Raw genomic sequence first — 23,225 nt, 5'->3', positions numbered from 1 at the left:
GGTGAGGGCATGAGGTTCGAGTTGCGACCTGTCTCAGTTTGAACCGCTGGCCCTCTCCCCCGCCCCTCTCCCGCCATGCGGGAGAGGGGAGACAACCGACGGCATGCAAACGGTCCCGACGACTTCGCCGATCAGGATGATTGACGGGCTGCACAAGCCTTCGGCGACGGCGTCGGTCAAGGTGGCCAACGTGCCGGTCCAGTGACGCTCATCGGCACAACTCGCATGCATCACCACGCCGGCCGGCATGTCCGGACGCATACCGGCCCGCAACAGCGCATCACGTATCGCCGCGATACGGCGCATGCCCATGTAGATCACGAGCGTGGTGCCGCCGGCGGCCAGTGCATGCCAGTCCGGATCGCCGTCGTCACACGTATGCGCGGTCACGAAGGTCACGCCGTGGCAATGCGCGCGATGCGTCAACGCGATGCCCAGCGCCTGCGCCGCGGCCATGCCACTGCTGATGCCATTGACCACTTCGACTTCAAGCCCGTGTGCGCGCAGAAACGATGCTTCCTCGCCACCGCGCCCGAACAGCAACGGATCGCCGCCTTTCACGCGCGCCACGCAGCGCCCCGCGCGCGCATGGGCCAGCGCCTGCGCGTCGATGCTGGACTGACTTGTGGAAAGGTGTCCGCCGCGCTTGCCGACGGAAATCATCTCCGTACCGGGACGCGCATGGCGCTGCATGGTGGCGGGCACCAGATCATCGATCAGCCAAACCTGGGCCTCGGCCAGTGCGCGCGCAGCCTTGACCGTCACCAGGTCCGGATCGCCAGGTCCCACGCCTACCAGCCACACCTTGCCCAGCCGCCGCATGTCGTGGTGTTCCATCGTCTCACCTGTCAGTTCGATAGCGCGTACCCAAGGAATGCGTAGTCAGAACTTCGGGTTGCCATCATCGTGAAGAACCACGATTTTGCACTTGACGACAGTCAACCGTTGCGAGATCGCATAGAACTTTTCCGATGCGGCGTGGAAGCAGTCCGTGAGCAAGACTCAGCTGCGTGGCATCAGCACCCACATGCGGCCGCCCTGCTTCATGCGGCCAGCCGTTTCACCGGCCGCGTCGCCAGCGCCCCAGAAGAAGTCGGCACGCACGCCGCCCTTGATGGCGGAGCCCGTGTCCTGCGCAAACATCAGGCGCTGGATTGGCTCGGTCGACAACGGGCGCGTGGTGGACAGGAACACCGGCACACCCAGCGGGATCGTGGCCGGGTCGACGGCAATCGAGCGTTCCGCCGTGAGCGGTACTCCAAGCGCACCGACCGGTCCGTCGTTATTGGGCGGCAGTTCGCGGAAGAACACGAAGCGCGGGTTCACGTTGAGCATCTCGTCCACGCGGCCCGGGTTGTTGCGCGCCCAGGCCTTGATGCCCTGCATGGTGGCCTGCGCCGACGTGAGCTCGCCACGATCGAGCAGCCATTTGCCGAACGAGCGGAACGGCTGGTCATTGGTACCGCCAAACCCGACCCGCATCAGCGTGCCATCGGGCAGGCGAATACGCCCCGACCCCTGGATCTGCAGGAAGGCTGCCTCCACCGCGTCATCCACATAGACCAGTTCGTTGCCGCGCATCGCAGGGTTCTGCAGCAGTTCGGCACGCGCCGGCAGCGCGCCACGCCCCAGCTGGGCCGGACGGCGATACAGCGGCACCTGGTATTGCCCCTGCCGGGTACGCGACCCGTGCAGGATCGGCTCGTAGTAGCCCGTGATCAGGCCGCTATCGGTACCGTCCACGTTGATCACGCGATACGGCTGGAAATTGCTTTCGAAGTAGCTGCGCATGGCGCCGAGGTCGCCGGCATCGACCATCAGGCCGACCGCGCAAACCCGGTTCCATTCCGGCTTTTTCTTCAATGCCTGGCAGCTGGCCTGCAGCGCCGGCCACGCCGCGCGCACATCGTCCTGGCTCCAGCCACCGATCTCGGCCCAGCTGGCCGGTTGCAGGCGCCCTGCGGTGGGCGAAGTGGAAGGCGCGGTGGTGCCAGTGGTACCTGGACCCTGGATGCGCGGCGGCGGCCCGCTCATGCAACCGGCCAGCAACGCGGCGCCCACTGCCGATGACGCGAGCGCCAGCCAGCCGTGCGAATTCTCGCGGGGCGCGCGGCGCGCGCGCATGAAGTCCTGATATGCCATCTTGTCCGTTTTCTCTACAATCTCAAGCCGATCCGTCGACTGCCCCCATCGCGATGAGCCAGTTCTTCGAAAACCATCCCACCCTGCTGCTGGCCGCCGAGGCCGGCGTGGCGCTGTTGCTGTTGATCTTTATCGTGGTCTGGACCATGGGCACGGCAAAAAAGCATCCGCGGCCCACGCGCGCACCGCAAGACCACCCGTCGCGCGCCGGTGAGGCTCCGAAGGACGCAGACCGCCCGCCGGAGGCGTAGGTTCCCCGGCCCGCGCGCTACAGGCGCGACGGTTGGGTGACCAATGGCTCAATGCAGCATGCGAGGCAGTACCAGCGCGAATTCGGGGATCGGTACCTCGAAGCGATGGCCGTCTTCGGCCACGCAGAAGTAATCGCCCTTCATTGATCCAACCGGGGTCGAGATCGTGGCCCAGCTCGAGTATTCGAAATGCTCGCCCGGCTTGAGCAGCGGCTGATGGCCCACCACGCCAAGCCCCGCAACCTCCTGCGTGGCATTTTCGCTGTCGGTGATGACCCAGTGGCGCGAAATCAGCTGCGCGGCCACTTCGCCGGTATTGTGGATGGTGATGGTGTAGGCAAACGCGTAGCGCCCGCGGTCCGGGTCCGACTGGTCGGCCATGTACTGGGTGCGCACTGCCACGGAAAAAGCGTACTCGCTCATTTTTCGACGGATGAGGATGGTCGGCGGACCGCGCCCCGCTGAGGGGGCGCGGCCGGGGTGTCCGCATTGTGCGGCAAGCCCTTGGCAGCGGCAAGCGGGCAATCCGGGATTGCCCGGCACACGACAGGGGTAAAATACGCGCCATTCCTGAGGAATCACCCCGCATCCGCCGCCTTCAGAGCCTGAAACGCCATGAGCCAGCCCACCTACCGCATCGCCCCGTCCATCCTGTCCGCCGACTTTGCCCGCCTGGGCGAGGAAGTGCGCCGTGTCACCGAAGCCGGCGCCGACTGGATCCACTTCGACGTGATGGACAACCACTACGTGCCCAACCTGACCGTGGGCCCGCTGGTCTGCGAGGCGATCCGCCCGCACGTGACGGCCCCGATCGACGTGCACCTGATGGTGCGCCCGGTGGACCGCATCATCCCCGACTTCGCCAAGGCTGGCGCCAATATCATTACGTTCCACCCGGAAGCCAGCGACCACGTCGACCGCTCGCTGGCACTGATCCGCGACCACGGCTGCCAGGCCGGGCTGGTGTTCAACCCGGCCACGTCGCTGCATCACCTGGACCATGTGATGGACCGTCTGGACGTGATCCTGCTGATGTCGGTGAATCCCGGTTTTGGCGGACAGTCGTTCATTCCCGAGACGCTGAACAAGCTGCGCGCCGTGCGCCAGCGCATCGATGCCTACACGGCGCGCACCGGCCGCCAGATCCTGCTGGAAGTGGATGGCGGCGTGAAGGTGGACAACATCGCCGAGATTGCCGCCGCCGGCGCCGATACGTTCGTGGCTGGCTCGGCCGTGTTCGGCAAGCCTGACGCCGATGGCGGCTACAAGGGCATCATCGGCGCGCTGCGCGGCGAGCTGGCCAAGGCTGGCAAGTAAGGACCGGCCGATGAGCAACGAAATCCTGCGCCGCACGGACTGGAGCGGCATCCAGGCGGTGATCGTCGACCTGGACGGCACCATGGTGGATACGGCCGGCGACTTCCATGCGTCGGTCAATGCAATGCTGCTGGCACTGGTCCACCAGCATCCGAACCTGGGTCCGGTGGAGCCGATGTCCGCGCAGGAGATCGTCAACTTCGTCGGCAAGGGTTCGGAAAACCTGATCCGCCGCGTGCTGGACGCCCGTTTCAGCCCGCTGCACGCCAACGGGCTGTTTGCCGACGCCTATGCGCTCTACGACCGCGAATATGTGCGCATCAACGGCCAGTTCTCGAATGTCTACCCGAACGTGCGCGAAGGACTGGCGGCGCTGAAGGGCCTGGGACTGCGCATGGCCTGCGTGACCAACAAGCCCTGGAACTTCACGGAACCGCTGCTGGCCAAGACCGGCCTGGGGCAATACTTCGAGCTGGTCTACGGCGGCGATGCGTTTGCGCTGCGCAAGCCCGACCCGCACCCGCTGCTCAAGGTGGCCGAGGCATTCCACCTCGATCCGGCGGCGGTGCTGGCCATCGGCGACTCCGAAAACGACGCCCGCGCGGCCCGCGCGGCCGGCATGGGAGTGCTGCTGATGCCCTATGGCTACAACCATGGCAACCCTGTACAAGCCGTCGACGCCGATGGTATAGTCGCCGACATTGCCCGCGTGGCGGCACTTCTTGCCGCATCCCGGTCAAAACCACGTTGAAACACGCTGAACAACGCTGAATCCACAAAAACTCAGCCGAACACCATCAATGTTCCTCAACCGCAAACGCATCTTTTCTGGCAGTGATCGGCAGGCTTGGCCCTGGCGTCGCTGGCGCGCCTCTGAACAGGCGTAAAGTGCGTTCGCGAGTTTCCTGACGGGCTTGCCGGGATACCGGATTTCGCAATCTTCCGCGGAACCCTTCCCCCAAGCTCCGCCGGACCGGTCCCGACGACCGGTTTCCCGGCAGATCCTTCCGCCAGCGCCGTAGCTCCGGTTGCAGCTGATTGCCGCTGTGCTACGGTTAGCCTCATGAACGTGCCGCACGCCACCCTCTGGCCGTGTGCGCGCTTGTGCGCAAACTCCGCAGATCCTGCGTGACACGGTCCGCCTTCGGGGCGGGTTGCCGCAACATAGCGCCCTCCCCCGCCGACGACATCACGGTGCCGCCTGACCCGACCATACTGGCCGGCACCGCAAGAAGAGAATCGACATGACCGAACTGGAATTCAAATCGCTGGCCGACCAGGGCTACAACCGCATTCCGATCATGGCCGAGGCACTGGCCGATCTGGAAACGCCGCTGTCGCTGTACCTGAAGCTGGCCCAGTCGCAAACGCGTGGCGTGAACACGTTCCTGCTGGAATCGGTGGTGGGCGGCGAACGCTTTGGCCGCTATTCGTTCATCGGCCTGCACGCCCGCACGCTGATCCGCGCCTACGGCCAGCGCGCCGAGGTGGTGACCGACGGCAAGGTCGTGGAAACCCACGAGGGCAACCCGCTCGACTTTATCGCCAGCTTCGAGAAGCGCTTCAAGGTGGCGCTGCGCCCGGGCCTGCCGCGTTTCTGCGGTGGCCTGGCTGGGTATTTCGGCTATGACGCGGTGCGTTATATCGAGAAGAAGCTCGCCGACACGCAGATGCCGGATGACCTGGGCCTGCCCGATATCCAGTTGCTGCTGTGCGAAGAACTGGCCGTGATCGACAACCTGTCCGGCAAGTTGTACCTGATCGTCTACGCCGACCCGACCACCCCGGAAGCCTACTCCCGTGCCCGCCAGCGCCTGCGCGAACTGCGCATGAAGCTGCGCCAGCCCGTGGATGTGCCGGTGACGAGCCCGTCGGTACAGACCGACGTCTACCGCGAGTTCGCCAAGGCCGACTACCTGACCGCCGTGCACAAGGCCAAGGAGTACATCATGGCCGGCGACATGATGCAGGTGCAGGTGGGCCAGCGCCTGATGAAGCCGTATCGCGACTCGCCGCTGTCGCTGTACCGTGCACTGCGCTCGCTGAATCCGTCGCCGTACATGTACTTCTACAATTTCGGTGACTTCCAGGTGGTAGGCGCCTCGCCCGAGATCCTGGTGCGCCAGGAAACCCGCAAGGTCGGCGGCACCAATGGCGACGCCGAAACCGCCCGCATCGTCACGATTCGCCCGCTGGCCGGTACCCGCCCGCGCGGCAGCACGCCCGAGCGTGACGCCCAGTTGGCTACCGAACTGCTCAGCGATCCGAAGGAGATTGCCGAGCACGTGATGCTGATCGACCTGGCACGCAACGACATCGGCCGGATTGCCGAGACCGGCTCGGTCAAGGTCACCGACAAGATGGTGATCGAGAAATACTCGCACGTGCAGCATATTGTCAGTTCCGTGGAAGGCACGCTGCGCGAGGGCATCAGCAACCTCGACGTGCTGCGCGCCACGTTCCCCGCCGGCACGCTGTCCGGTGCTCCCAAGGTGCACGCGATGGAAATCATCGACGAACTGGAACCGCGCAAGCGCGGCATCTACGGTGGCGCGGTGGGCTACCTGTCGTTCGGCGGCGAGATGGACCTGGCCATTGCCATTCGCACCGGTGTGATCAAGGACGGCAATCTCTACGTGCAGGCCGCCGCCGGCATCGTTGCGGATTCGGACCCCGAATCCGAATGGAAGGAAACCGAGGCGAAGGCGCGCGCCGTGATCCGTGCCGCCGAACAGGTCCAGGACGGCCTGGATGCCGACCTCTGAGCCCCGGGAGAGATGACATGCTGCTGATGATCGACAACTACGACTCGTTCACCTACAACCTCGTGCAGTACTTCGGCGAGCTCGGCGCGGACGTGCGGACCTATCGCAACGACGAGATCACGATCGACGAGATCGAGGCGCTCAAGCCCGACCATATCTGCGTCTCGCCGGGGCCATGCAGCCCGCGCGAGGCCGGCGTTTCGGTCGACGTGCTCAAGCATTTCGCGGGCAAGATCCCGCTGCTGGGCGTGTGCCTGGGCCACCAGGCCATTGGCGAGGCCTTTGGCGGCAAGGTGATCCGCGCCAGGCAGGTGATGCACGGCAAGGTCAGCACGATCGAGACCACGCAGGAAGGTGTGTTCGCCGGTCTGCCGAAGCACTTCGACGTGACGCGCTATCATTCCCTGGCCATCGAGCGCGAGACGCTGCCCGAATGCCTGGCAGTCACGGCCTGGACGCCGGACGGAGAAATCATGGGGGTGCGCCACAAGACGCTGAATGTGGAAGGCGTGCAGTTCCACCCCGAGTCGATCCTGTCCGAGCATGGCCATGCGCTGCTGGCCAATTTCATCCGGTCGCCACGATGAGGCGCGCCGATTTTTCAGCCTACGCCGCCCACCATACCGAACGTTCCGCCGAAGAGACCGCCATGTCCATCACGCCGCAGGAAGCGCTGACGCGCTGCATCGAACACCGCGAGATCTTCCATGACGAGATGCTGCACCTGATGCGGCAGATCATGCAGGGGCAGATCAGCCCGGTCATGGCAGCCGCCATCCTGACTGGCCTGCGCGTGAAGAAGGAAACGATTGGCGAGATCTCGGCCGCCGCACAAGTGATGCGCGAGTTCGCCAACCACGTGACCGTGCAGGACCGCGCGAATTTCGTCGATATCGTGGGTACCGGCGGCGATGGTTCGCACACCTTCAATATCTCGACCGCATCGATGTTCGTGGCTGCCGCCGCTGGCGCGAAGATCGCCAAGCACGGCAATCGCGGCGTGTCGTCGAAGTCTGGCAGTGCCGACGTGCTGGAAGCGCTGGGTGTGAACATCATGCTGACGCCCGAACAGGTGGGCCAGTGCATCGAACAGACCGGCATCGGCTTCATGTTCGCGCCGACCCACCACCCGGCCATGAAAAACGTGGCGCCGATCCGCAAGGAAATGGGCGTACGCACGATCTTCAATATCCTGGGCCCGCTGACCAACCCGGCCGATGCGCCGAACATCCTGATGGGCGTGTTCCATCCGGACCTCGTTGGTATCCAGGTACGCGTGATGCAGCGCCTTGGTGCGCAGCATGCGATCGTGGTCTATGGCAAGGACGGCATGGACGAGGTCTCGCTGGGCGCCGCCACGCTGGTGGGCGAGCTCAAGGACGGTGAAGTACGCGAGTACGAGATCCATCCGGAAGACTTCGGCCTGTCGATGATTTCCAACCGTGGCCTGAAGGTGGCTGACGCCGCCGAATCGAAGGAGATGCTGCTCGAAGCACTGGGCAATGTCGCCGGCACGCCGCGCGAGATCGTCTCGCTCAATGCCGGTACCGCCCTCTACGCGGCCAATGTGGCCAGCTCGATCGAAGATGGCATCCGCCGCGCGCGCGAAGCCATCGCCAGCGGCGCCGCGCGCGAGAAGCTCGACCAGTTCGTGCGCGCCACGCAGCAATTCAGGTAACCAGTCATGTCCGACATTCTCGAAAAGATCATGGCCGTAAAGGCCGATGAAGTGGCCGCCGCTCGCAAGAAGCGCGACCTGCCCAGCCTGCGGGCCGAAGCCGAAAGCCTGCGCAGCGAGCCCGGCCTGGCGCCGCGCGGCTTTGAACGCGCGCTGCGCGAGAAGCTGGCTGCCGGGCACGCAGGCGTGATTGCCGAGGTCAAGAAGGCATCGCCATCGAAGGGCGTGCTGCGCGAGAACTTCGTTCCCGAAGCTATCGCCGAAAGCTACGCCACGCATGGCGCGGCCTGCCTGTCGGTGCTGACCGACGTGAACTTCTTCCAGGGCCACGCCGACTACCTGAAGCGTGCGCGCGGCGCCTGCCCGTTGCCGGCACTGCGCAAGGACTTCATGATGGACCTGTACCAGGTCTATGAAGCGCGCACCTGGGGTGCGGACTGCATCCTGCTGATCGTGGCCGCACTCGATCACGGCCTGATGGGCGAGCTCGAGGCGTGCGCGCATGAGCTGGGCATGGACGTACTGGTCGAAGTGCATGGCGACGACGAACTCGACGCGGCACTGCGCCTGAAGACGCCGCTGGTGGGCGTGAACAACCGCAACCTGCGCACGTTCGAAGTCTCGCTCGACAATACGCTGAACCTGTTGCCGCACATGCCTGCGGAACGCCTGGTGGTCACTGAATCGGGCATCCGTGGACCGGACGACATCAAGCGCATGCGCGATGCCAACGTCAACGCCTTCCTGGTTGGCGAAGCGTTCATGCGCGCGCCCGAACCGGGCGTGGAGCTGGCGCGGCTGTTCGGCTGACCAGCGCCCCGAGACACCATGGCGAAAGAAATCGAACTGAAGCTGGCCGTACCCGACGCCGCACTCGCGGCGGTGGCGGCGTGGCTTGATGCCAATGGCGAGGCGCGCGGCGAAACTACGCTGCTGAACGTCTACCTCGATACGCCTGCGCGCGATCTGGCGCAGGCGCGTGCCGCGCTGCGCTTGCGCAAACGCGGCGCGCAATGGCTGCAGACGCTGAAGACCGCTGGCAAGAGCGCCGGCGGCCTGGCAGCGCGCCATGAGTGGGAAACCGAAGTGGCGGGAGAAGCCATCGAGTTGAAGCGCTTCGCCGACGATGCCCGTGCGGTGCTGGCCCCGCTGGCTGACCGCCTCGGCCCGGTGTTCCGGACCGATTTCGTGCGCCGCACGTGGATCGTCGAGCAGGATGGTGAAACGATCGAGGCCGCGCTGGATATCGGCACGATCAGCGCGCCGGGCACCTCGATGACCGAGCGCATCCAGGAACTCGAACTCGAATGGCTGCCGCATGAAGGTACCAATGAGGGTGCCAGCGAAGCCGTTGCCGAAGCGGCGCTGCGCGCGTTCGGCAAGCGCATTGCGCATGTGGCGCCACTGACACCATCCGATCTCAGCAAGGCCGCTCGCGGCTACCGACTCACCAGTGCCACCTGATGCAAGCCGACCTGTTCGCCCCTGAAGTCCCCCAAGCCACCCAAGCCACCCGATCGATCGATACCCTGCAAGCGCAGGTCGATGCCCTGCCCGCCGCGTGGCGCGAGTTGCTGGCGCCCTGCCTTGGCAATGCCGACTGGGATTCGCTCTGTGCATTCGTCGACGGCGAACGCGCCGCCGGCAAGCCGGTGTTTCCGCACACGGTGTTCCACGCGCTGCACCTGACGCCGCCAGACGCCGTGCAGGTCGTGATTCTTGGCCAGGACCCGTATCACGGTACCGGCGTGGTCGGCGGCGCCGAGATCCCGCAGGCGCACGGCCTCGCATTCTCGGTACCCGACGGCGTCAAGGTACCGCCCAGCTTGCGCAATATCTTCAAGGAAATCGGCGCCGAGTATGGTGCCGAGCCGGTGCGTGCCTCGGGCAATCTCGAAGGCTGGGCCCGTCAGGGCGTACTGCTGCTGAATACCGTACTGACCGTCGAGCAGGCCAATGCGGCCAGCCACGCCAAACGCGGTTGGGAAGCGGTGACCGATTGCCTGATCCACGCACTGGCCATGTCGCGTCCCAATCTGGTCTTCATGCTCTGGGGCAGCCATGCGCAGGCCAAGCGGGCGCTACTGGAAGGCCAGACCCATTGCGTGCTCGAGGCGCCGCATCCGTCGCCGCTGTCGGCCCATCGTGGATTCCTGGGTTGCGGGCATTTCAGGCAGGCCAATGACTGGCTGGAGCGGCATGGGCGCACCGGTATCGACTGGATCGGCAACTAGGCGGTCGGACGCCACTCGAACTGGCTGAATTGCTCGGGCGGGGCTGCGCTCACTTCCACCTTCGATACGTGAGCGGCAGGCGGGCCGGCCTCCATCCATTCCCTTAGCGCTTCCAACTGCGCAGACGAGCCGCTGGCCAGGACTTCGACCGTTCCGTCGACGCGGTTCCTTACCCAGCCACCCAAGCCCAGCGCAGTGGCCTGATCTGCACATGCAGCGCGGTACCCGACGCCCTGTACGCGGCCATGGGCAAGCAGATGCCAGGTTTCGGTCGGTACGGTCATGAATTTCTCCCTTACTAGGTAAACTACCTAGCCCGTTCGGGCGTTACTTCGGCGTTAGGTTGTCAGCATACGATGCCTTTGCCCTCTCCCCCGCCCCTCTCCCGCACGCGGGAGAGGGGAGAACACCACGAGCATTTCAAACCCTGACGGTTTGCTCCCCTCGCCCGCATCGCGGGAGAGGGGCCGGGGGAGAGGGCGCGGCGTATCAAATTAACCGGAGGTCGCGCCCATGCCACCAACGCCCTTCCAGAAGCAAGCGCCCGGCTATGTCGGCCCGCTGCTCACCGCACCGCCGAACCGGTTCGACTTCGCGCTATTGCCGATCATCCTGGCTGCCATTGTGATCGTGGCCTATGCCGCGCGCCAGATGCATGTGCCTTACCAGCCCGGTGAGACGTTGGCTGTCCACCTCGATATTGCCTGGCTGCCCTATTACCTGATGCGCACCAGCATCCGCATGCTGGCGGCACTGCTGGCGTCGCTGCTGTTCTCGTTCGCATTCGCCGCGCTTGCATCACGCAGCCGCACCGCTGAAAAAGTGATGGTGCCGGCGCTGGATATCCTGCAGTCGATTCCGGTGCTCGGCTTCCTGTCGATCACGGTCACCGGCTTTATCGCGCTGTTCCCGGGCAACCTTGCGGGCGTGGAATGCGCGGCCATCTTTGCGATCTTCACGTCGCAAGCCTGGAACATGGCCTTCAGCCTGTACCAGTCGTTCCGCACCATCCCGGGCGACCTGCTCGAAGCGGCCGCGATGTTCCGGCTCTCGCCCTGGCAACGCTTCTGGCGGCTTGAAGTCCCCTACGCCATGCCGGGCCTGCTCTGGAACATGATGATGTCGATGTCCGGCGGCTGGTTCTTCGTGGTGGCGTCCGAAGCCATCTCGGTCTCGGGCCACGATATTCGCCTGCCCGGCATTGGCTCGTATATCGCGCTGGCGATCCAGCAGCAAGATCTGGCCGCCATTGGCTGGGCCATCGTGGCGATGCTGGTTGGCATCGTGATCTACGACCAGTTGCTGTTCCGCCCGCTCGTCGCCTGGGCCGACCGATTCCGCTTTGAAACGCTGGCGCAGGACACCGTGCCGCAGTCATGGCTGCTCAACCTGTTGCGTCGCTCGGCCTGGGTCCATGCGCTGCTCAAGCGAACCGCCGCACTGGCCGGCCACACGCTGGCCTGGAGTGCGCGCCATCGCGGCACGATGGCCTTGCCCGAGGCGCCGGCACGCTGGAGTTCGCGCTTCGATCGACTGCGCGACGCCATCATCATCGCCATCGCATTGCTCGCGCTGTATCGCGTGATCCATTTCGTGCACACCGAAGTCGGCTGGGCCGAAGCCGCGCATGTGTTGTGGCTCGGCACATTGACGATGGTGCGCGTGATCGTGCTGATCGGGCTGGCTGCGCTGGTATGGGTGCCGATCGGCATCCGCATCGGGCTCAATCCGTCCGTGGCCCGCATTGCCCAGCCCGTGGCACAGTTCCTGGCCGCGTTCCCGGCCAACCTGATGTTTCCGCTGGCCGTGATGGCCATCGTGAAATTCGGCCTCAACCCCGAGGTCTGGCTCAGCCCGCTGATGATTTTTGGCACGCAGTGGTACATCCTGTTCAATGTGGTGGCCGGTGCGTCGGGCATCCCCAGCGAGCTGCGGCTGGCGGCGCGCAACTTCGGGCTCAAGGGCTGGTTGCTGTGGCGCCGATTCCTGATTCCCGCGGTATTCCCGAGCCTGTTGACCGGTCTGGTTACGGCGGCGGGTGGCTCGTGGAACGCGAGCATCGTGTCCGAGTACGTGACCTGGGGCGACCGCACATTGGTCGCCACAGGACTGGGCAGCTACATCGCCGAGATGACCGCGCGTGGCGACTTCCCGCGCATTGCACTCGGTATCTGCGTGATGGCGCTGTTCGTGGTGGGCTTCAACCGGCTGCTGTGGAACCGGCTTTACGACCTCGCGCAGGCGCGCACCCGCCTTTGAGGCACACAAGATGGCACTGCAAGACAACTCCAAACCGGTGATCGACCTGCGCGGCGTAGGCAAGATGTTCCGCACCGCCGATCACTCCGATCGCGCCGTACTCGAAGGGGTGAACCTGACGCTGCGCGAAGGCGAGATCGTGGCCATGCTGGGCAAGTCCGGCTCGGGCAAATCCACCTTGCTGCGGATCATGGCCGGCCTGGTCGGCGCCGATCGCGGCGAAGTGCACTTCCGTGGCCAACGGCTGACCGGCACCGCCGAGGGCATCGCGATGGTGTTCCAGTCCTTCGCGCTGTTTCCGTGGCTGACGGTGCAGCAAAACGTGGAACTCGGACTCGAAGCCCAGGGCGTGGCCAAGGGCGAGCGCGCGCGCCGCGCCGAAGCGGCCATCGACATGATTGGCCTGTCCGGCTTCAACAGCGCGCTGCCCCGTGAACTGTCGGGCGGGATGCGCCAGCGCGTGGGCATTGCACGCGCGCTGGTGACCGAGCCCGACCTGCTGCTGATGGACGAAGCATTCTCCGCGCTCGACGTGCTGACCGGCGAAACGCTGCGCGATGAAATGCTGGATCTGTGGGAATCAGGCCGCGCCAACATCAAGAGCATCCTGATCGTGTCGCACAACATCGAGGAAGCGGTGATGATGGCGGACCGCATCGTGATCCTGTCCAGCGATCCGGGCCGGGTACGTGCCGAAGTGCGCGTGCCATTTCCGCGCCCGCGCAACCGCGACGATGCACAGGTGCGCGCGCTGATCGACGAGGTCTACATGCTGATGACTTCGCCCGCCGCAGTCGGTCCACGCGTGCCGGCGATGGCCGCCGCGCAGCAGATTGGCTACCGCCTGCCCGATGCCGACATCAGCCAGATGGAAGCCGTGCTTGACCTGCTGCATGAATCGCCATTCTTCGGCCGCGCCGACCTGCCGCACCTGGCCAACGAAGCGGGCCTGACCGACGATGACCTGCTACCCGCGTGCGAAGCCATGCAACTGCTGGGGCTGGCCACTATCGAACGCGGCGACATTACGGCCACCGCGCTGGGACGCAGCTATTACGAAACCGAACCGCCCGAGCGCAAGGTACTGTTCGGAGGACAACTGCTGACGCACGTGGCACTGGCCGCCCATATCCGCCGCGAGCTCGAACAAAGTCCCGATGGCGAGGTCGGTGAAGAAGCCGTGCTGCGCGAGCTTGCAGTATTCCTGAAACCGGAAGAGGCCGAACGCGTACTGAAGATTGCGATCGACTGGGGCCGCTATGGCGAGGTGTATGGGTATTCGTTCAACAGTGGGATGCTGACGTTGCCGGAAGCGGAAGTGGCAGCGATGCACTCCCCGCTACCGCCGGCCGAGTAACAACTGCACGCGTTGCTTTGCTCCCCTCTCCCGCACCGCGGGAGAGGGGTTGGGGGAGAGGGCATGAGGTTCAAATTGCGACTTGTCCCAGATTGATGCGCCGGCCCTCTCCCCCGCCCCTCTCCCGCTCGCGGGAGAGGGGAGAAAGACATCGATATTTTTAGCTTTTCAACGGCGTGCGGATCGCCCTGCCGATCGCACCAGTCCGCAGTGCGATCTTTGCCGCGTCTTCGCGCAATGCGCGCAGACGCCGCTCCAGCAGTGCATTGGCCGCGCGGCCTGACGAACTGGCGGCGGTCGCGGCGTGCTGCTCCTGCGTTTTCTGCAACGGCTCATTCGCGCCAATTTCGCCAGCTGCTGCCGCTTGCGCCAGCACGTCGGCCTTACGTCGATCCGCCGAATCGGCGATGCGCGCGCGACGATCGCTGGCTTCGTCATCCGCCTGCGCCACCGTGGCCGGCACACTTTCATGGACCAAGCCCACGCCGGCTACGGCTGCCTCGGCGGGTGATCGGATAAACCCGGCACCGCGCGGGCCATGGCGTTCCTCGCCGGCCAGCCGTTCGCTGGCCAGTGTCAGCGAACGCACCGCGGCATCGGTCGCCTGTACGATTGCCGCTTCCGCGGCGGGGATATCGAGCTCGCCATAGTGCTGCCGCACCTGGATACGGGCCGCCGCCACGTGCGCTGCCACCAGGTAGTTCTGCACGATAAAGCGGCTCAGGTTGTCCACCGCGCGGTGCCGGCTGCGCGGTTCGTCGAGCATGCGCTGGAACGACGAGATCAGCGCCGACAAGTTGTCCATGAACTGCTTGCGCTGCACACGGTACGCGAAATCATCCTTGGCGGTACGCACCAGCAGGTCACGCGTGGCCGCGATATAGCGTCGATTGGCCTGCAGCACATTCTCGACCAGCTTCGGAATCGCGCGGTATTCCCAACTGGGCAATACAAAGCTGAAAATCGACGCGATGATGCCGCCAATCACGGTATCCACGAGCCGCTCGCCCACCACGGTCTGGCTGCCGGGAATCAGCAGGTTGATCTGGATTAGCACCTGGATACACGCCGCGATTGCGGTGTAGCGGTACTTGATCGTCACGAACGCGGCACTGGCCACCAGCGCCAGATAGAGAATGCCCAGCAGGACCAGCGGCTCGTGAATCCAGCGCAGGATGCCGACGCTGACGATGCAGCCGATCAGCGTACCAATCAGGCGATCGTTATAGCGCTGCTTGGTCATGCTGAAGTTCGGCTTCAGGATCACCACGATGGTCAGCAAGATCCAGTAGCTGTGCGACGCATAGGGCAGCCGGTCACCGAGCCACAGCCCCACCGCCACGGCCATCGTGATGCGCATGGCAAAGCGGAAAGCCGGCGAGCGCCAGTGCAGGTTATCGCGCACCACGCCGAATTCGTACTTCTGGCGCGTCAGGAACGGCGTCATGTCGGAGCCGGGCAAGACCTGAGCCGGTTCCACTGGCGTGCGCGATGCCTCATGCATTTGCCCGACCAGCGTGATCGCACCGCGGATCATCTCGAGCGTATCGCTCAGCGCGGTCATCGCAGTGGCGGAAACATGATGGTGGCGCAGTTGCGCAATCTCATCCTCTACCCGGCGCAGATCGGGCCGATAGTCGATCGCGCTGTATGAGGGACGCCCGCGCGTAACGTCGTAGGCGATCTCCTCAAGATCCTTGCACAGCCCCAGCACCAGTCGGCGCAGGCCGTCGAGCACCGGGGTGCCGCCGAATGTCTGGCGCAACGTGGCGTAATCGGTATTGGTCGACAGAAGGTACTCGTAGAGATCGAGCATGCGCAGGTGCACCCGCACCAGCAGCCCGTCATGCCGCGTCTTGTTGCCGCGCAGCACCATGTCGCGTGCGGCCTGCTGCCGTTCGGCCACCACGATCTGCTGGCGTACCAGGCGATTGAACTGTTCGTCGTAGTCGGTACCCGCATCGTAGAAGGCGGCCTTGATCTCAAGGTAGCCCGCCATCTCGTAGAGCGATTCAGCCAGGATCTGCTGCCGCGTGCGGCGCTCCATGATCCAGCTGACCGTCATCGCATAGAACAGGTAGCCAAACGCGCCGACACCGAACAACGCCGCGTGCGACAGCGCCTTGCGCACCACGAAGTCCTCGTTGACCGTCAGTGTCATGACGAACAGCATCGAGAACTGCAGCGGCATGGTCTTGTTGCCATAGACCGTCATCATGCCGGCCAGGAACGTAACCAGCACCAGGACGAACGGCAGCACGCGCGGAAACGGCGTGGCCAGTGCCACCAATGCGGTGACCGCGGTGCACAGCAGCACGCTGGCCAGCATCTCGTTGAACTTGTGCGACAACGGGCTGGGCAGGTCCATCAGGCTCGTGCACAGCGCCCCGACCGACACCACCATGGCGCTGGGCAGGTCCATGAACTGCATGGCGATCAGCGTCAAGCCAATTACGCCCGTGGCCGAGCGCAGGCCACGATAGATATAGTGCGAGTAGAGGAATGTGCGAGGATCGTGCGCGTATTCCATGACGTGTCCGACGTGCCGAAACGATGAAGGCCAACCCCGTCACCATGTCACCATGCCGGCGACGGGGCCATGACAGACGGATTACTGGCCAAGCCAGCGTGTACGCCCCGCATGCTTGCCCGGATCAAGCGATACCTTGTACTGCGTGGCTGGCTCCCTTGCCAGCGTCACTGGCAGCACCTGCAGTTCGTCGCGCCGGAACACGTGCAGCTCCGCACGATCACCAGGCCGGTAGCGCGACAACATCTTGTCGAGCTGGCCCGGCGCCACGCGCAGCCCGTCCACCGCGGCAATCAGGTCGCCCGCCGACACGCCGGCCTGCTGGCCCGCGCCACCATCGAGCACCTGGCTGACACGCACCCAGCCTTCGTCGGTGCGGGTCTTGATACCCAGCGCGGCCGCGCCCGCCGGCTTCTGTGGTTCGGCATGAATGCCAAACGCGCGGAACAACGGCACCAGACCGATTTCGCCCGTGCCTTCTGTCAGCGCGCGCAACAGGCTGCCAAGGCGCAGGCCCGTGACCTCATCGAACAAGGCATGGACCTCGGCCTCGGTCACGCCGCGCTGGTGGGTGCCCGGCGCATAGAAATCGCGACCGTAGCGCTGCCAGAGCGCACGCATGATGTCGTCGAGCGATTTGCGGCCGCGCGTCTTCTCGCGGATGGTCAGGTCCAGCGCCAGCGCCACCAGCGAACCCTTGGTGTAGTAGCTGACAATCGCGTTGGGCGCGTTCTCGTCCTGCCGGTAGTACTTGGTCCACGCATCGAAGGCGCTGTCGGCCACGCTCTGCTTGGTGCGGCCGTTGCCGCGCAATACGCCATTCCAGGTCTTGGCCAGCATCTCCACGTATTGCTGCCCGCTCACCAGTCCGGTACGCACCAGGATCAGGTCATCGTAGTAGCTCGTAAAGCCCTCGAACAACCACAGCAACGGCGTGTAGGTTTCCTCCGCGAGCTGGTACGGTACATAGACGGCCGGCTTGATGCGCTTGACGTTCCAGGTATGGAAATACTCGTGGCTGCACAGTCCCAGGAAGGTGCGATAGCCTTCGCTGGTTTCGCTGCTGCCACGCACCGGCAGGTCATTGCGTGCGCACATCAGCGCCGTGCTGGCACGATGTTCAAGCCCGCCATAACCATCGGTCGTAACCATCGTCATGAACACGTAGCGGCGGTTGCTGTCGAGGAATGGCGCACGCTCCGAACGCGGTTCGAACAGCCTGATCTGCGCCTCGCAGATCTGCTTCAGGTCGCGGCATACGCGTTGCAGGTCAAGTTGCGGCACCTTGCCGGTAAAGACCACATCGTGTTGCACACCGCAGGCGCGGAAGCTGGCCAGCGCGAACGTGCCCATCTCCACGGGATGGTCGATCAGTTCGTCGTAGTCGGTGGCCTGGTAGCGGCCAAAGCCGTAGCGGCGCGCGCCACCGGGACCACGCGCTTCAGGCAGCGCAGTAGCCACGCGCCAGTCGGCATAGGCTTCGCCGGCAGGCGGATGGATATCGACCGTGCACGGACTATCGTCCTGCCCCACCACGCGCAGGAAAACCGAACTGCCGTTGTAGAAGCCATGGGTCGTATCGAGATGCGCGCTGCGCACCGACAGGTCCCATGCATAGACCTCGTAGCTCAGGGTCAGCGGACCAGCCTCCACCGGCAACGGCGCGGCCTGCCAGGTCTGCTTGTCGAGCTTGGTCAGCGGCACCTGCACGCGTCCCGCATCGGCACGGATGCGGACGATATTGCGTGCGAAGTCTCGGATCATGTAGCTACCCGGAATCCACGCTGGCAGCGTAAAGACCTGGCCGGCGGAATCGGGAGCATCCACCGTCACGGTAACGGCGAACAGATGGGCTTCTGGATGAAGCGGGGCGATGGCGTAGCGGATCGGCGTCATGGTCACGATTGTAGCGTCTGGTCCCGGGGCAGCCCGGGACACCAGGTTGCGGCAACCGCCCGCGTCAGGCGTTCACGTCGACCACCACGCGACCGCGCATGCCTCCTTCAACAATCCTGTGGCCCGCGTCGACCGCTTCGGCCAACCTGATTTCACGTGTGATGGCCTGCAGGCGATCGGGAGCCAGATCCTGGGCCAGACGCTTCCACGCGGTCTCGCGCAGCGCCATCGCCGCCATCACGCTATCGATGCCGGCCAACGTCACGCCACGCAGGATAAAGGGCGCCACCGAGGCCGGGAAATCCATGCCCTGCGCCAGTCCGCACGCCGTGACCACGCCGCCGTAGCGCACCTGCGCACAGGCATTGACCAGCGTATGCGAGCCCACCGAATCGACTACTGCCGCCCAGCGTTCCTTCTGCAATGGCTTGCCCGGCGTACCCAGTTCGGTGCGATCGATCACCTCGGCCGCACCCAGCGCGCGCAGGAAGTCGGATTCCGATGTCTTGCCGGTCGATGCCGTCACGCGATAACCGAGCTTGGAGAGAATCGCGATGGCCACCGAGCCAACCCCGCCCGATGCGCCGGTTACCAGTACTTCGCCATCGCCGGGACGCACCGGCCCGTTGACGCCGCCGCGTTCCAATGCCAATACCGACAGCATCGCGGTATAGCCGGCGGTGCCGATCGCCATGGCCTGGCGCGTGGTGAACGCATCTGGCAGCTTCACAAGCCACTCGCCCTTGAGCCTTGCACGTTGCGACAGGCAACCCCAATGCGTTTCGCCCACCCCGTAGCCGTTCAACACCACGCGGTCGCCAGTCTTCCAGCGCGGATCACCGGATTCGAGCACCGTACCCGCACCGTCGATACCGGCCACCATTGGCCACTTGCGCACCACCGGCGAGCGCCCCGTGATGGCCAGCCCATCCTTGAAGTTGATGGTCGAGTAGTCGACGGCCACCAGCACATTGCCATCGTCCGGCAACTGGCTTTCGTCGAGTTGCGCCACTTCCGCCTGGGTCTTGCCATCGGTCTGGGACAGCAGCAAAGCCTGGAATGTCATGTCGGTGTCTCCCGTTGTTCTGATCGGATGGATGGCTGAAAAGCAAAGCGGCCGGACTATGCCGGCCGCTTCAGACAGCCGGGGCGAATCCGGCGTCCTGTGTTACTTCTTGAGGCTTGCGAGTTTGCGCTCCAGCGTGGCCACGTCCGCCGCCCCCGGGATTCGCGAACCATCGGTGAAGAACACCGCCGGCGTGCCGTTGATGTTCAGGCTCTGGCCCAGTGCCAGGTTCTCGTCGACCGGCGTCTTGCAGCTGCCATTGCCCACCAGTGCCACATGGTTCAGCATCCAGTCGCGCCAGACCTTGGTACGGTCGGCCGAACACCAGACCTGCTTGGCCTTGACCGACGAATCGGGCGACAGGACCGGATACAGGAACGTGTAGACCGTGATGTTGTCCATCTGCTGGAAGGTCTGCTCGATCTTCTTGCAGTAGCCGCAGTTCGGATCCGAGAAGACCGCCACGCTGCGGCTGCCATCGCCCTTGGTCCACTTGATGGCACGCGACAGCGGCAGGTCAGCCCATTTGATCTTGTTGATCTCGGCCAGACGCTCTTCGGTCAGGTTGGTATTTGTCTTGGTGTCGATCAGCTCGCCATTGATGATGTAGCGGCCGGTGACGTCGGTATAGACCAGTTGGCCGCCCACGTTGACTTCATAAAGACCCGGTACCGGCGCCTTGGTCACGCTCTTGACCTCGGCGCGGCCGCCCAGCATCTTCTGGATCGATGCCTTGATCTTGTCCGTACCCGGCTCATCCGCGGCCAGCGCGTGAATGGCATAACCCGCGGCGGCCACGCCGCCGGCAAAGGCGACAATCGCAGCAGCACGGGCGGATCGGCGGCGGAACAGTTGCAACATATTGACTCCAGGTATCGGTATGCCGGTCAGTGTGCCGGCTTGAATGTAATCGGTAAATCGTTGAACGTGGGATTGGCCGCGCTCGCATTCGGCCGCGACCTTGACCTTGATTGTCCGCCTATCCGAGCGCGCGGCTGATCAGAAACCGCTTGAGCAGCCCCTGACTGCCTACCGCGCGCATGCCCAGGTTGCGTACCAGCCGGGCAGGCGTTCCCGGCAGCGAGAACAGCCGGTGCAGCCCATCGGTAGCAGCCGTCAACGAAAGCAGGTCGGTGGCACGAGCGCGCTCGTAGCGGCGCAGCAGGCGCAGATCGCCCTCGGGGCGGAACGATTCTTTGTCGGCCATCACGCGCCCAAGTTCCACCACATCGCGCAAGCCCAGGTTCATGCCCTGGCCGGCCAGCGGATGCACTACATGTGCCGCATCGCCAACCAGCGCCACATGCGGCTGCACAAACTGCTCGGCGCGCTGCAACACCAGCGGAAATCCCTGCGCCGGCGTAATGCAATGGAGTGCGCCAAAACGCGCCCCGACCGCCCCATTGGCCACCTGCGACACCGTGGCGGCCAGCGCTTCCGGGGACAGGGCCAGCAGGTCACGTGCGTGCGCCTCGTCGGCGGACCAGACCATCGACACGCGATTGCCCGGCAGCGGCAGCATGGCCAGGATCTCGCCATTGGCGGCTTCCTCGTCGGCCATCAGCTTTTCCGGGGCGCCAAGGAACCACTGCCATGCGGTTTCCTGGTGCGGCAGCTCACAGCGGAAGTTAGCCACCACACCCAGTTGGCGATAGCGCCGCTGCGTGGTGCCGATATGGCATTGCTGGCGCACCCAGGATCGGGCGCCATCGGCCCCTACCAGGCAGTTGGCCCGCACCCGCGTGCCGCCGGCCAGCGTCAGCGTCACGCCATCGAGATCGCGCTCGAGCACCTCGGCGGTGTCATCGAACCATTTCACCTGATGCTGGAAACGCAGCGCGGTGTCGAGCACCCGTTCAACGTGTCCCGCTTCGATAATCCACGCCAGTTGCGGAACGGCGGCGGCATAGGCGGAGAAATGCAGGTCGCCATGCGGCGACGGATCGGACTCGCCAGCGCTTTCATCGCCAAAGATGCGCATGTCACGCACCGGCTGCACGCGCGCGGTATCGAGCGCTTCCCAGACCCGCAGTTGCTCCAGCAAAGCCTGCGAGCTGGCGGAGAATGCATAGATGCGACCGTCCCAGACGTCGTCGGAAGCATGTGCGCCCTGCGCGGCCTGATCAGCCGGCCGCGGCGCCACCAGCGCCACCTGCATGCCCTGCTGCGCCAGCAACAGCGCACAGGCCTTGCCGACAATGCCACCGCCAACGACGGCAATCTGGAAGCGGGAAGAAGGATTCGACGACATTTAGAAGGCAGCGGCGCAACGCGCCGGCGCGGCAGGTCCGGACATGGCTCGATTATAGCGACGTGATGGGGACGCCATTGGCGGAGTTGGCGCCACGCCCGAGGCGGCCGGATCCCCCGCAATCGCCCTCGGCTCGCGCCGCCCTTCCGCTAGAATACGGGATTCGCAATTTTCCGCCTGACACCATGAGCCTCAAATGCGGCATCGTCGGCCTGCCCAACGTCGGCAAGTCCACGCTGTTCAATGCCCTGACCAAGGCCGGCATCGCCGCCGAAAACTATCCGTTCTGCACCATCGAACCCAATGTGGGTGTGGTGGAAGTGCCGGATCCGAGGCTTGCCAAGCTGGCCGAGATCGTCAAGCCCGAGCGCATCCTGCCGGCGACGGTCGAATTCGTCGATATCGCCGGCCTGGTGGCCGGTGCCTCGAAGGGTGAAGGCCTGGGCAACCAGTTCCTGGCCAACATCCGTGAAACCGACGCCATCACGCACGTGGTGCGCTGCTTCGAAGACGACAACGTGATCCACGTGGCCGGCAAGGTCGATCCGCTGTCGGACATCGAAGTCATCAACACCGAACTGGCGCTGGCCGACCTGGCCACCGTTGAAAAGGCCGTGGCCCGCTACGTCAAGCCGGCCCGCGCCGGCGACAAGGAAGCGCAGCGCCTGGTAGCCGTGCTGGAAAAGGCCCAGGCCGTGCTGGACCAGGCCAAGGCCGTACGCACGCTGGACCTGTCGCCCGAAGAATGGGAGGCACTGCGCCCGTTCTGCCTGATCACCGCCAAGCCAACCATGTACGTGGCCAACGTGCGTGAAGACGGCTTCGAGAACAATCCGCACCTGGACGCCGTGCGCGAGTACGCCAAGACGACCGGCTCGCCGGTGGTTGCCGTGTGCGCCGCCATCGAAGCCGAGATCGCCGACCTGGAAGACGCCGACAAGGCCGAATTCCTGGCCGACCTGGGCATGGAAGAACCGGGCCTGGACCGCGTGATCCGCGCCGGCTTCAAGCTGCTGGGCCTGCAGACCTACTTCACCGCTGGCGTGAAGGAAGTGCGCGCCTGGACGATCCACGTGGGCGACACCGCCCCCAAGGCCGCCGGCGTGATCCACACCGACTTCGAACGCGGCTTCATCCGCGCACAGACGATTGCCTATGACGACTACATCGCGCTCAAGGGCGAGAACGGCGCCAAGGAAGCCGGCAAGATGCGCGCCGAAGGCAAGGAATACGTGGTGCACGATGGCGACGTGATGAACTTCCTGTTCAACGTCTAAGTCAACGCACAAGGCGCTGCGCACCAGTTGCGCCAAGCCAACGAAAGCCCGCTGCAGATCGATCTGCAGCGGGCTTTTTTTGTGAACTTTTGTGCCGAATTGCTGTATTGCTGTTGCACTCCCCGATCTGCCATGGACGGCGCTTTTCGGCATGCGTAGGCTGCTCGCCGTGAGCTATCGCCACGCATGAAAAGGAGGGCAA

At 64.7% G+C, this 23,225-nt stretch carries 21 protein-coding genes; 12 read left to right on the top strand and 9 right to left on the bottom strand.

The genetic code is table 11. From position 1 onward, the window contains the following. Nucleotides 1-33: 33 nt before the first annotated feature. Entirely contained in the window at nucleotides 34-837 is an 804-nt protein-coding gene (gene cobA / locus ACO550_RS33575) for a uroporphyrinogen-III C-methyltransferase (protein ID WP_315596854.1), read from the bottom strand. Between the two features lie 165 nt (nucleotides 838-1,002). Then, nucleotides 1,003-2,142, bottom strand: a complete 1,140-nt coding sequence (gene mltA, locus ACO550_RS33570) for a murein transglycosylase A (protein WP_315596853.1) — start codon at nucleotides 2,140-2,142, stop codon at nucleotides 1,003-1,005. A 53-nt stretch (nucleotides 2,143-2,195) separates the two neighbouring features. On the opposite strand from mltA, the gene ACO550_RS33565 reads away from it, so the two are divergent. After that, the gene (locus ACO550_RS33565) at nucleotides 2,196-2,393 is read left to right on the top strand and encodes a hypothetical protein (protein WP_315596852.1); all 198 of its coding nucleotides are present in this window, start codon (nucleotides 2,196-2,198) and stop codon (nucleotides 2,391-2,393) included. A gap of 48 nt (nucleotides 2,394-2,441) precedes the next feature. Here ACO550_RS33565 and apaG read toward each other — a convergent pair whose 3' ends face one another. Further along, nucleotides 2,442-2,816, bottom strand: a complete 375-nt coding sequence (gene apaG / locus ACO550_RS33560) for a Co2+/Mg2+ efflux protein ApaG (protein WP_315596851.1) — start codon at nucleotides 2,814-2,816, stop codon at nucleotides 2,442-2,444. 192 nt (nucleotides 2,817-3,008) lie between these two features. Between apaG and rpe the strand changes: the two genes are divergently transcribed. The 8 genes from rpe (at nucleotide 3,009) to ACO550_RS33520 (ending at nucleotide 10,387) form a co-directional block, all read left to right on the top strand. Continuing rightward, nucleotides 3,009-3,710, top strand: coding sequence for a ribulose-phosphate 3-epimerase (gene rpe, locus ACO550_RS33555; protein ID WP_315596850.1), 702 nt, complete (start codon nucleotides 3,009-3,011; stop codon nucleotides 3,708-3,710). Between the two features lie 10 nt (nucleotides 3,711-3,720). Continuing rightward, nucleotides 3,721-4,461 (top strand): phosphoglycolate phosphatase, encoded by a 741-nt coding sequence (gene gph / locus ACO550_RS33550; protein WP_315596849.1) that lies wholly within the window; start codon nucleotides 3,721-3,723, stop codon nucleotides 4,459-4,461. Nucleotides 4,462-4,954: 493 nt separating this feature from the next. Next, nucleotides 4,955-6,475: an anthranilate synthase component I gene (gene trpE / locus ACO550_RS33545; protein ID WP_315596848.1), complete on the top strand. Its 1,521-nt coding sequence runs from the start codon at nucleotides 4,955-4,957 to the stop codon at nucleotides 6,473-6,475. Between the two features lie 17 nt (nucleotides 6,476-6,492). Next, a complete protein-coding gene (locus ACO550_RS33540; protein WP_315596847.1) occupies nucleotides 6,493-7,062 on the top strand; it encodes an aminodeoxychorismate/anthranilate synthase component II in 570 nt (189 codons plus the stop codon). A gap of 62 nt (nucleotides 7,063-7,124) precedes the next feature. Beyond that, the gene (gene trpD, locus ACO550_RS33535) at nucleotides 7,125-8,153 is read left to right on the top strand and encodes an anthranilate phosphoribosyltransferase (RefSeq protein ID WP_315596846.1); all 1,029 of its coding nucleotides are present in this window, start codon (nucleotides 7,125-7,127) and stop codon (nucleotides 8,151-8,153) included. A 6-nt stretch (nucleotides 8,154-8,159) separates the two neighbouring features. Further along, a complete protein-coding gene (gene trpC, locus ACO550_RS33530; RefSeq protein WP_315596845.1) occupies nucleotides 8,160-8,963 on the top strand; it encodes an indole-3-glycerol phosphate synthase TrpC in 804 nt (267 codons plus the stop codon). An 18-nt stretch (nucleotides 8,964-8,981) separates the two neighbouring features. Next, nucleotides 8,982-9,617 carry a CYTH domain-containing protein gene (locus ACO550_RS33525; protein ID WP_315596844.1) on the top strand — a complete coding sequence of 212 codons (636 nt, stop codon included), beginning with the start codon at nucleotides 8,982-8,984 and terminating at the stop codon, nucleotides 9,615-9,617. Continuing rightward, entirely contained in the window at nucleotides 9,617-10,387 is a 771-nt protein-coding gene (locus tag ACO550_RS33520; RefSeq protein WP_315596843.1) for a uracil-DNA glycosylase, read from the top strand. The genes ACO550_RS33525 and ACO550_RS33520 overlap by 1 nt, the downstream gene beginning before the upstream one ends. Here the strand turns inward: ACO550_RS33520 and ACO550_RS33515 are convergent. After that, nucleotides 10,384-10,671, bottom strand: coding sequence for an acylphosphatase (locus ACO550_RS33515; RefSeq protein ID WP_315596842.1), 288 nt, complete (start codon nucleotides 10,669-10,671; stop codon nucleotides 10,384-10,386). The two genes, ACO550_RS33520 and ACO550_RS33515, sit on opposite strands and share 4 nt — an antisense overlap. A 229-nt stretch (nucleotides 10,672-10,900) precedes the next feature. Here ACO550_RS33515 and ACO550_RS33510 point away from each other — a divergent pair, with 229 nt between their 5' ends. After that, complete coding sequence (locus ACO550_RS33510) at nucleotides 10,901-12,646, top strand: ABC transporter permease subunit (RefSeq protein ID WP_315596841.1); 1,746 nt, start codon at nucleotides 10,901-10,903, stop codon at nucleotides 12,644-12,646. 10 nt (nucleotides 12,647-12,656) lie between these two features. Continuing rightward, entirely contained in the window at nucleotides 12,657-14,003 is a 1,347-nt protein-coding gene (locus ACO550_RS33505; protein WP_315596840.1) for an ABC transporter ATP-binding protein, read from the top strand. Between the two features lie 160 nt (nucleotides 14,004-14,163). Here the strand turns inward: ACO550_RS33505 and ACO550_RS33500 are convergent, their stop codons facing one another. From ACO550_RS33500 to ACO550_RS33480, 5 genes are all read right to left on the bottom strand, one after another. Beyond that, nucleotides 14,164-16,533: an FUSC family protein gene (locus ACO550_RS33500; RefSeq protein WP_315596839.1), complete on the bottom strand. Its 2,370-nt coding sequence runs from the start codon at nucleotides 16,531-16,533 to the stop codon at nucleotides 14,164-14,166. Between the two features lie 81 nt (nucleotides 16,534-16,614). Next, a complete protein-coding gene (locus ACO550_RS33495) occupies nucleotides 16,615-18,429 on the bottom strand; it encodes a M61 family metallopeptidase (RefSeq protein WP_315596857.1) in 1,815 nt (604 codons plus the stop codon). Nucleotides 18,430-18,493: 64 nt separating this feature from the next. Further along, the gene (gene acuI, locus ACO550_RS33490; protein ID WP_315596838.1) at nucleotides 18,494-19,495 is read right to left on the bottom strand and encodes an acrylyl-CoA reductase (NADPH); all 1,002 of its coding nucleotides are present in this window, start codon (nucleotides 19,493-19,495) and stop codon (nucleotides 18,494-18,496) included. Nucleotides 19,496-19,597: 102 nt separating this feature from the next. Further along, complete coding sequence (locus ACO550_RS33485; protein ID WP_315596837.1) at nucleotides 19,598-20,356, bottom strand: thioredoxin fold domain-containing protein; 759 nt, start codon at nucleotides 20,354-20,356, stop codon at nucleotides 19,598-19,600. Between the two features lie 118 nt (nucleotides 20,357-20,474). Next, nucleotides 20,475-21,746, bottom strand: a complete 1,272-nt coding sequence (locus tag ACO550_RS33480) for a UbiH/UbiF family hydroxylase (protein WP_315596836.1) — start codon at nucleotides 21,744-21,746, stop codon at nucleotides 20,475-20,477. Nucleotides 21,747-21,931: 185 nt separating this feature from the next. On the opposite strand from ACO550_RS33480, the gene ychF reads away from it, so the two are divergent. Next, nucleotides 21,932-23,023, top strand: a complete 1,092-nt coding sequence (ychF, locus tag ACO550_RS33475; protein WP_315596835.1) for a redox-regulated ATPase YchF — start codon at nucleotides 21,932-21,934, stop codon at nucleotides 23,021-23,023. Nucleotides 23,024-23,225: the final 202 nt, after the last annotated feature.

The sequence above is a fragment of the Cupriavidus sp. genome (assembly GCF_057315035.1).
This window is presented reverse-complemented; position numbering and strand designations above follow the sequence as displayed.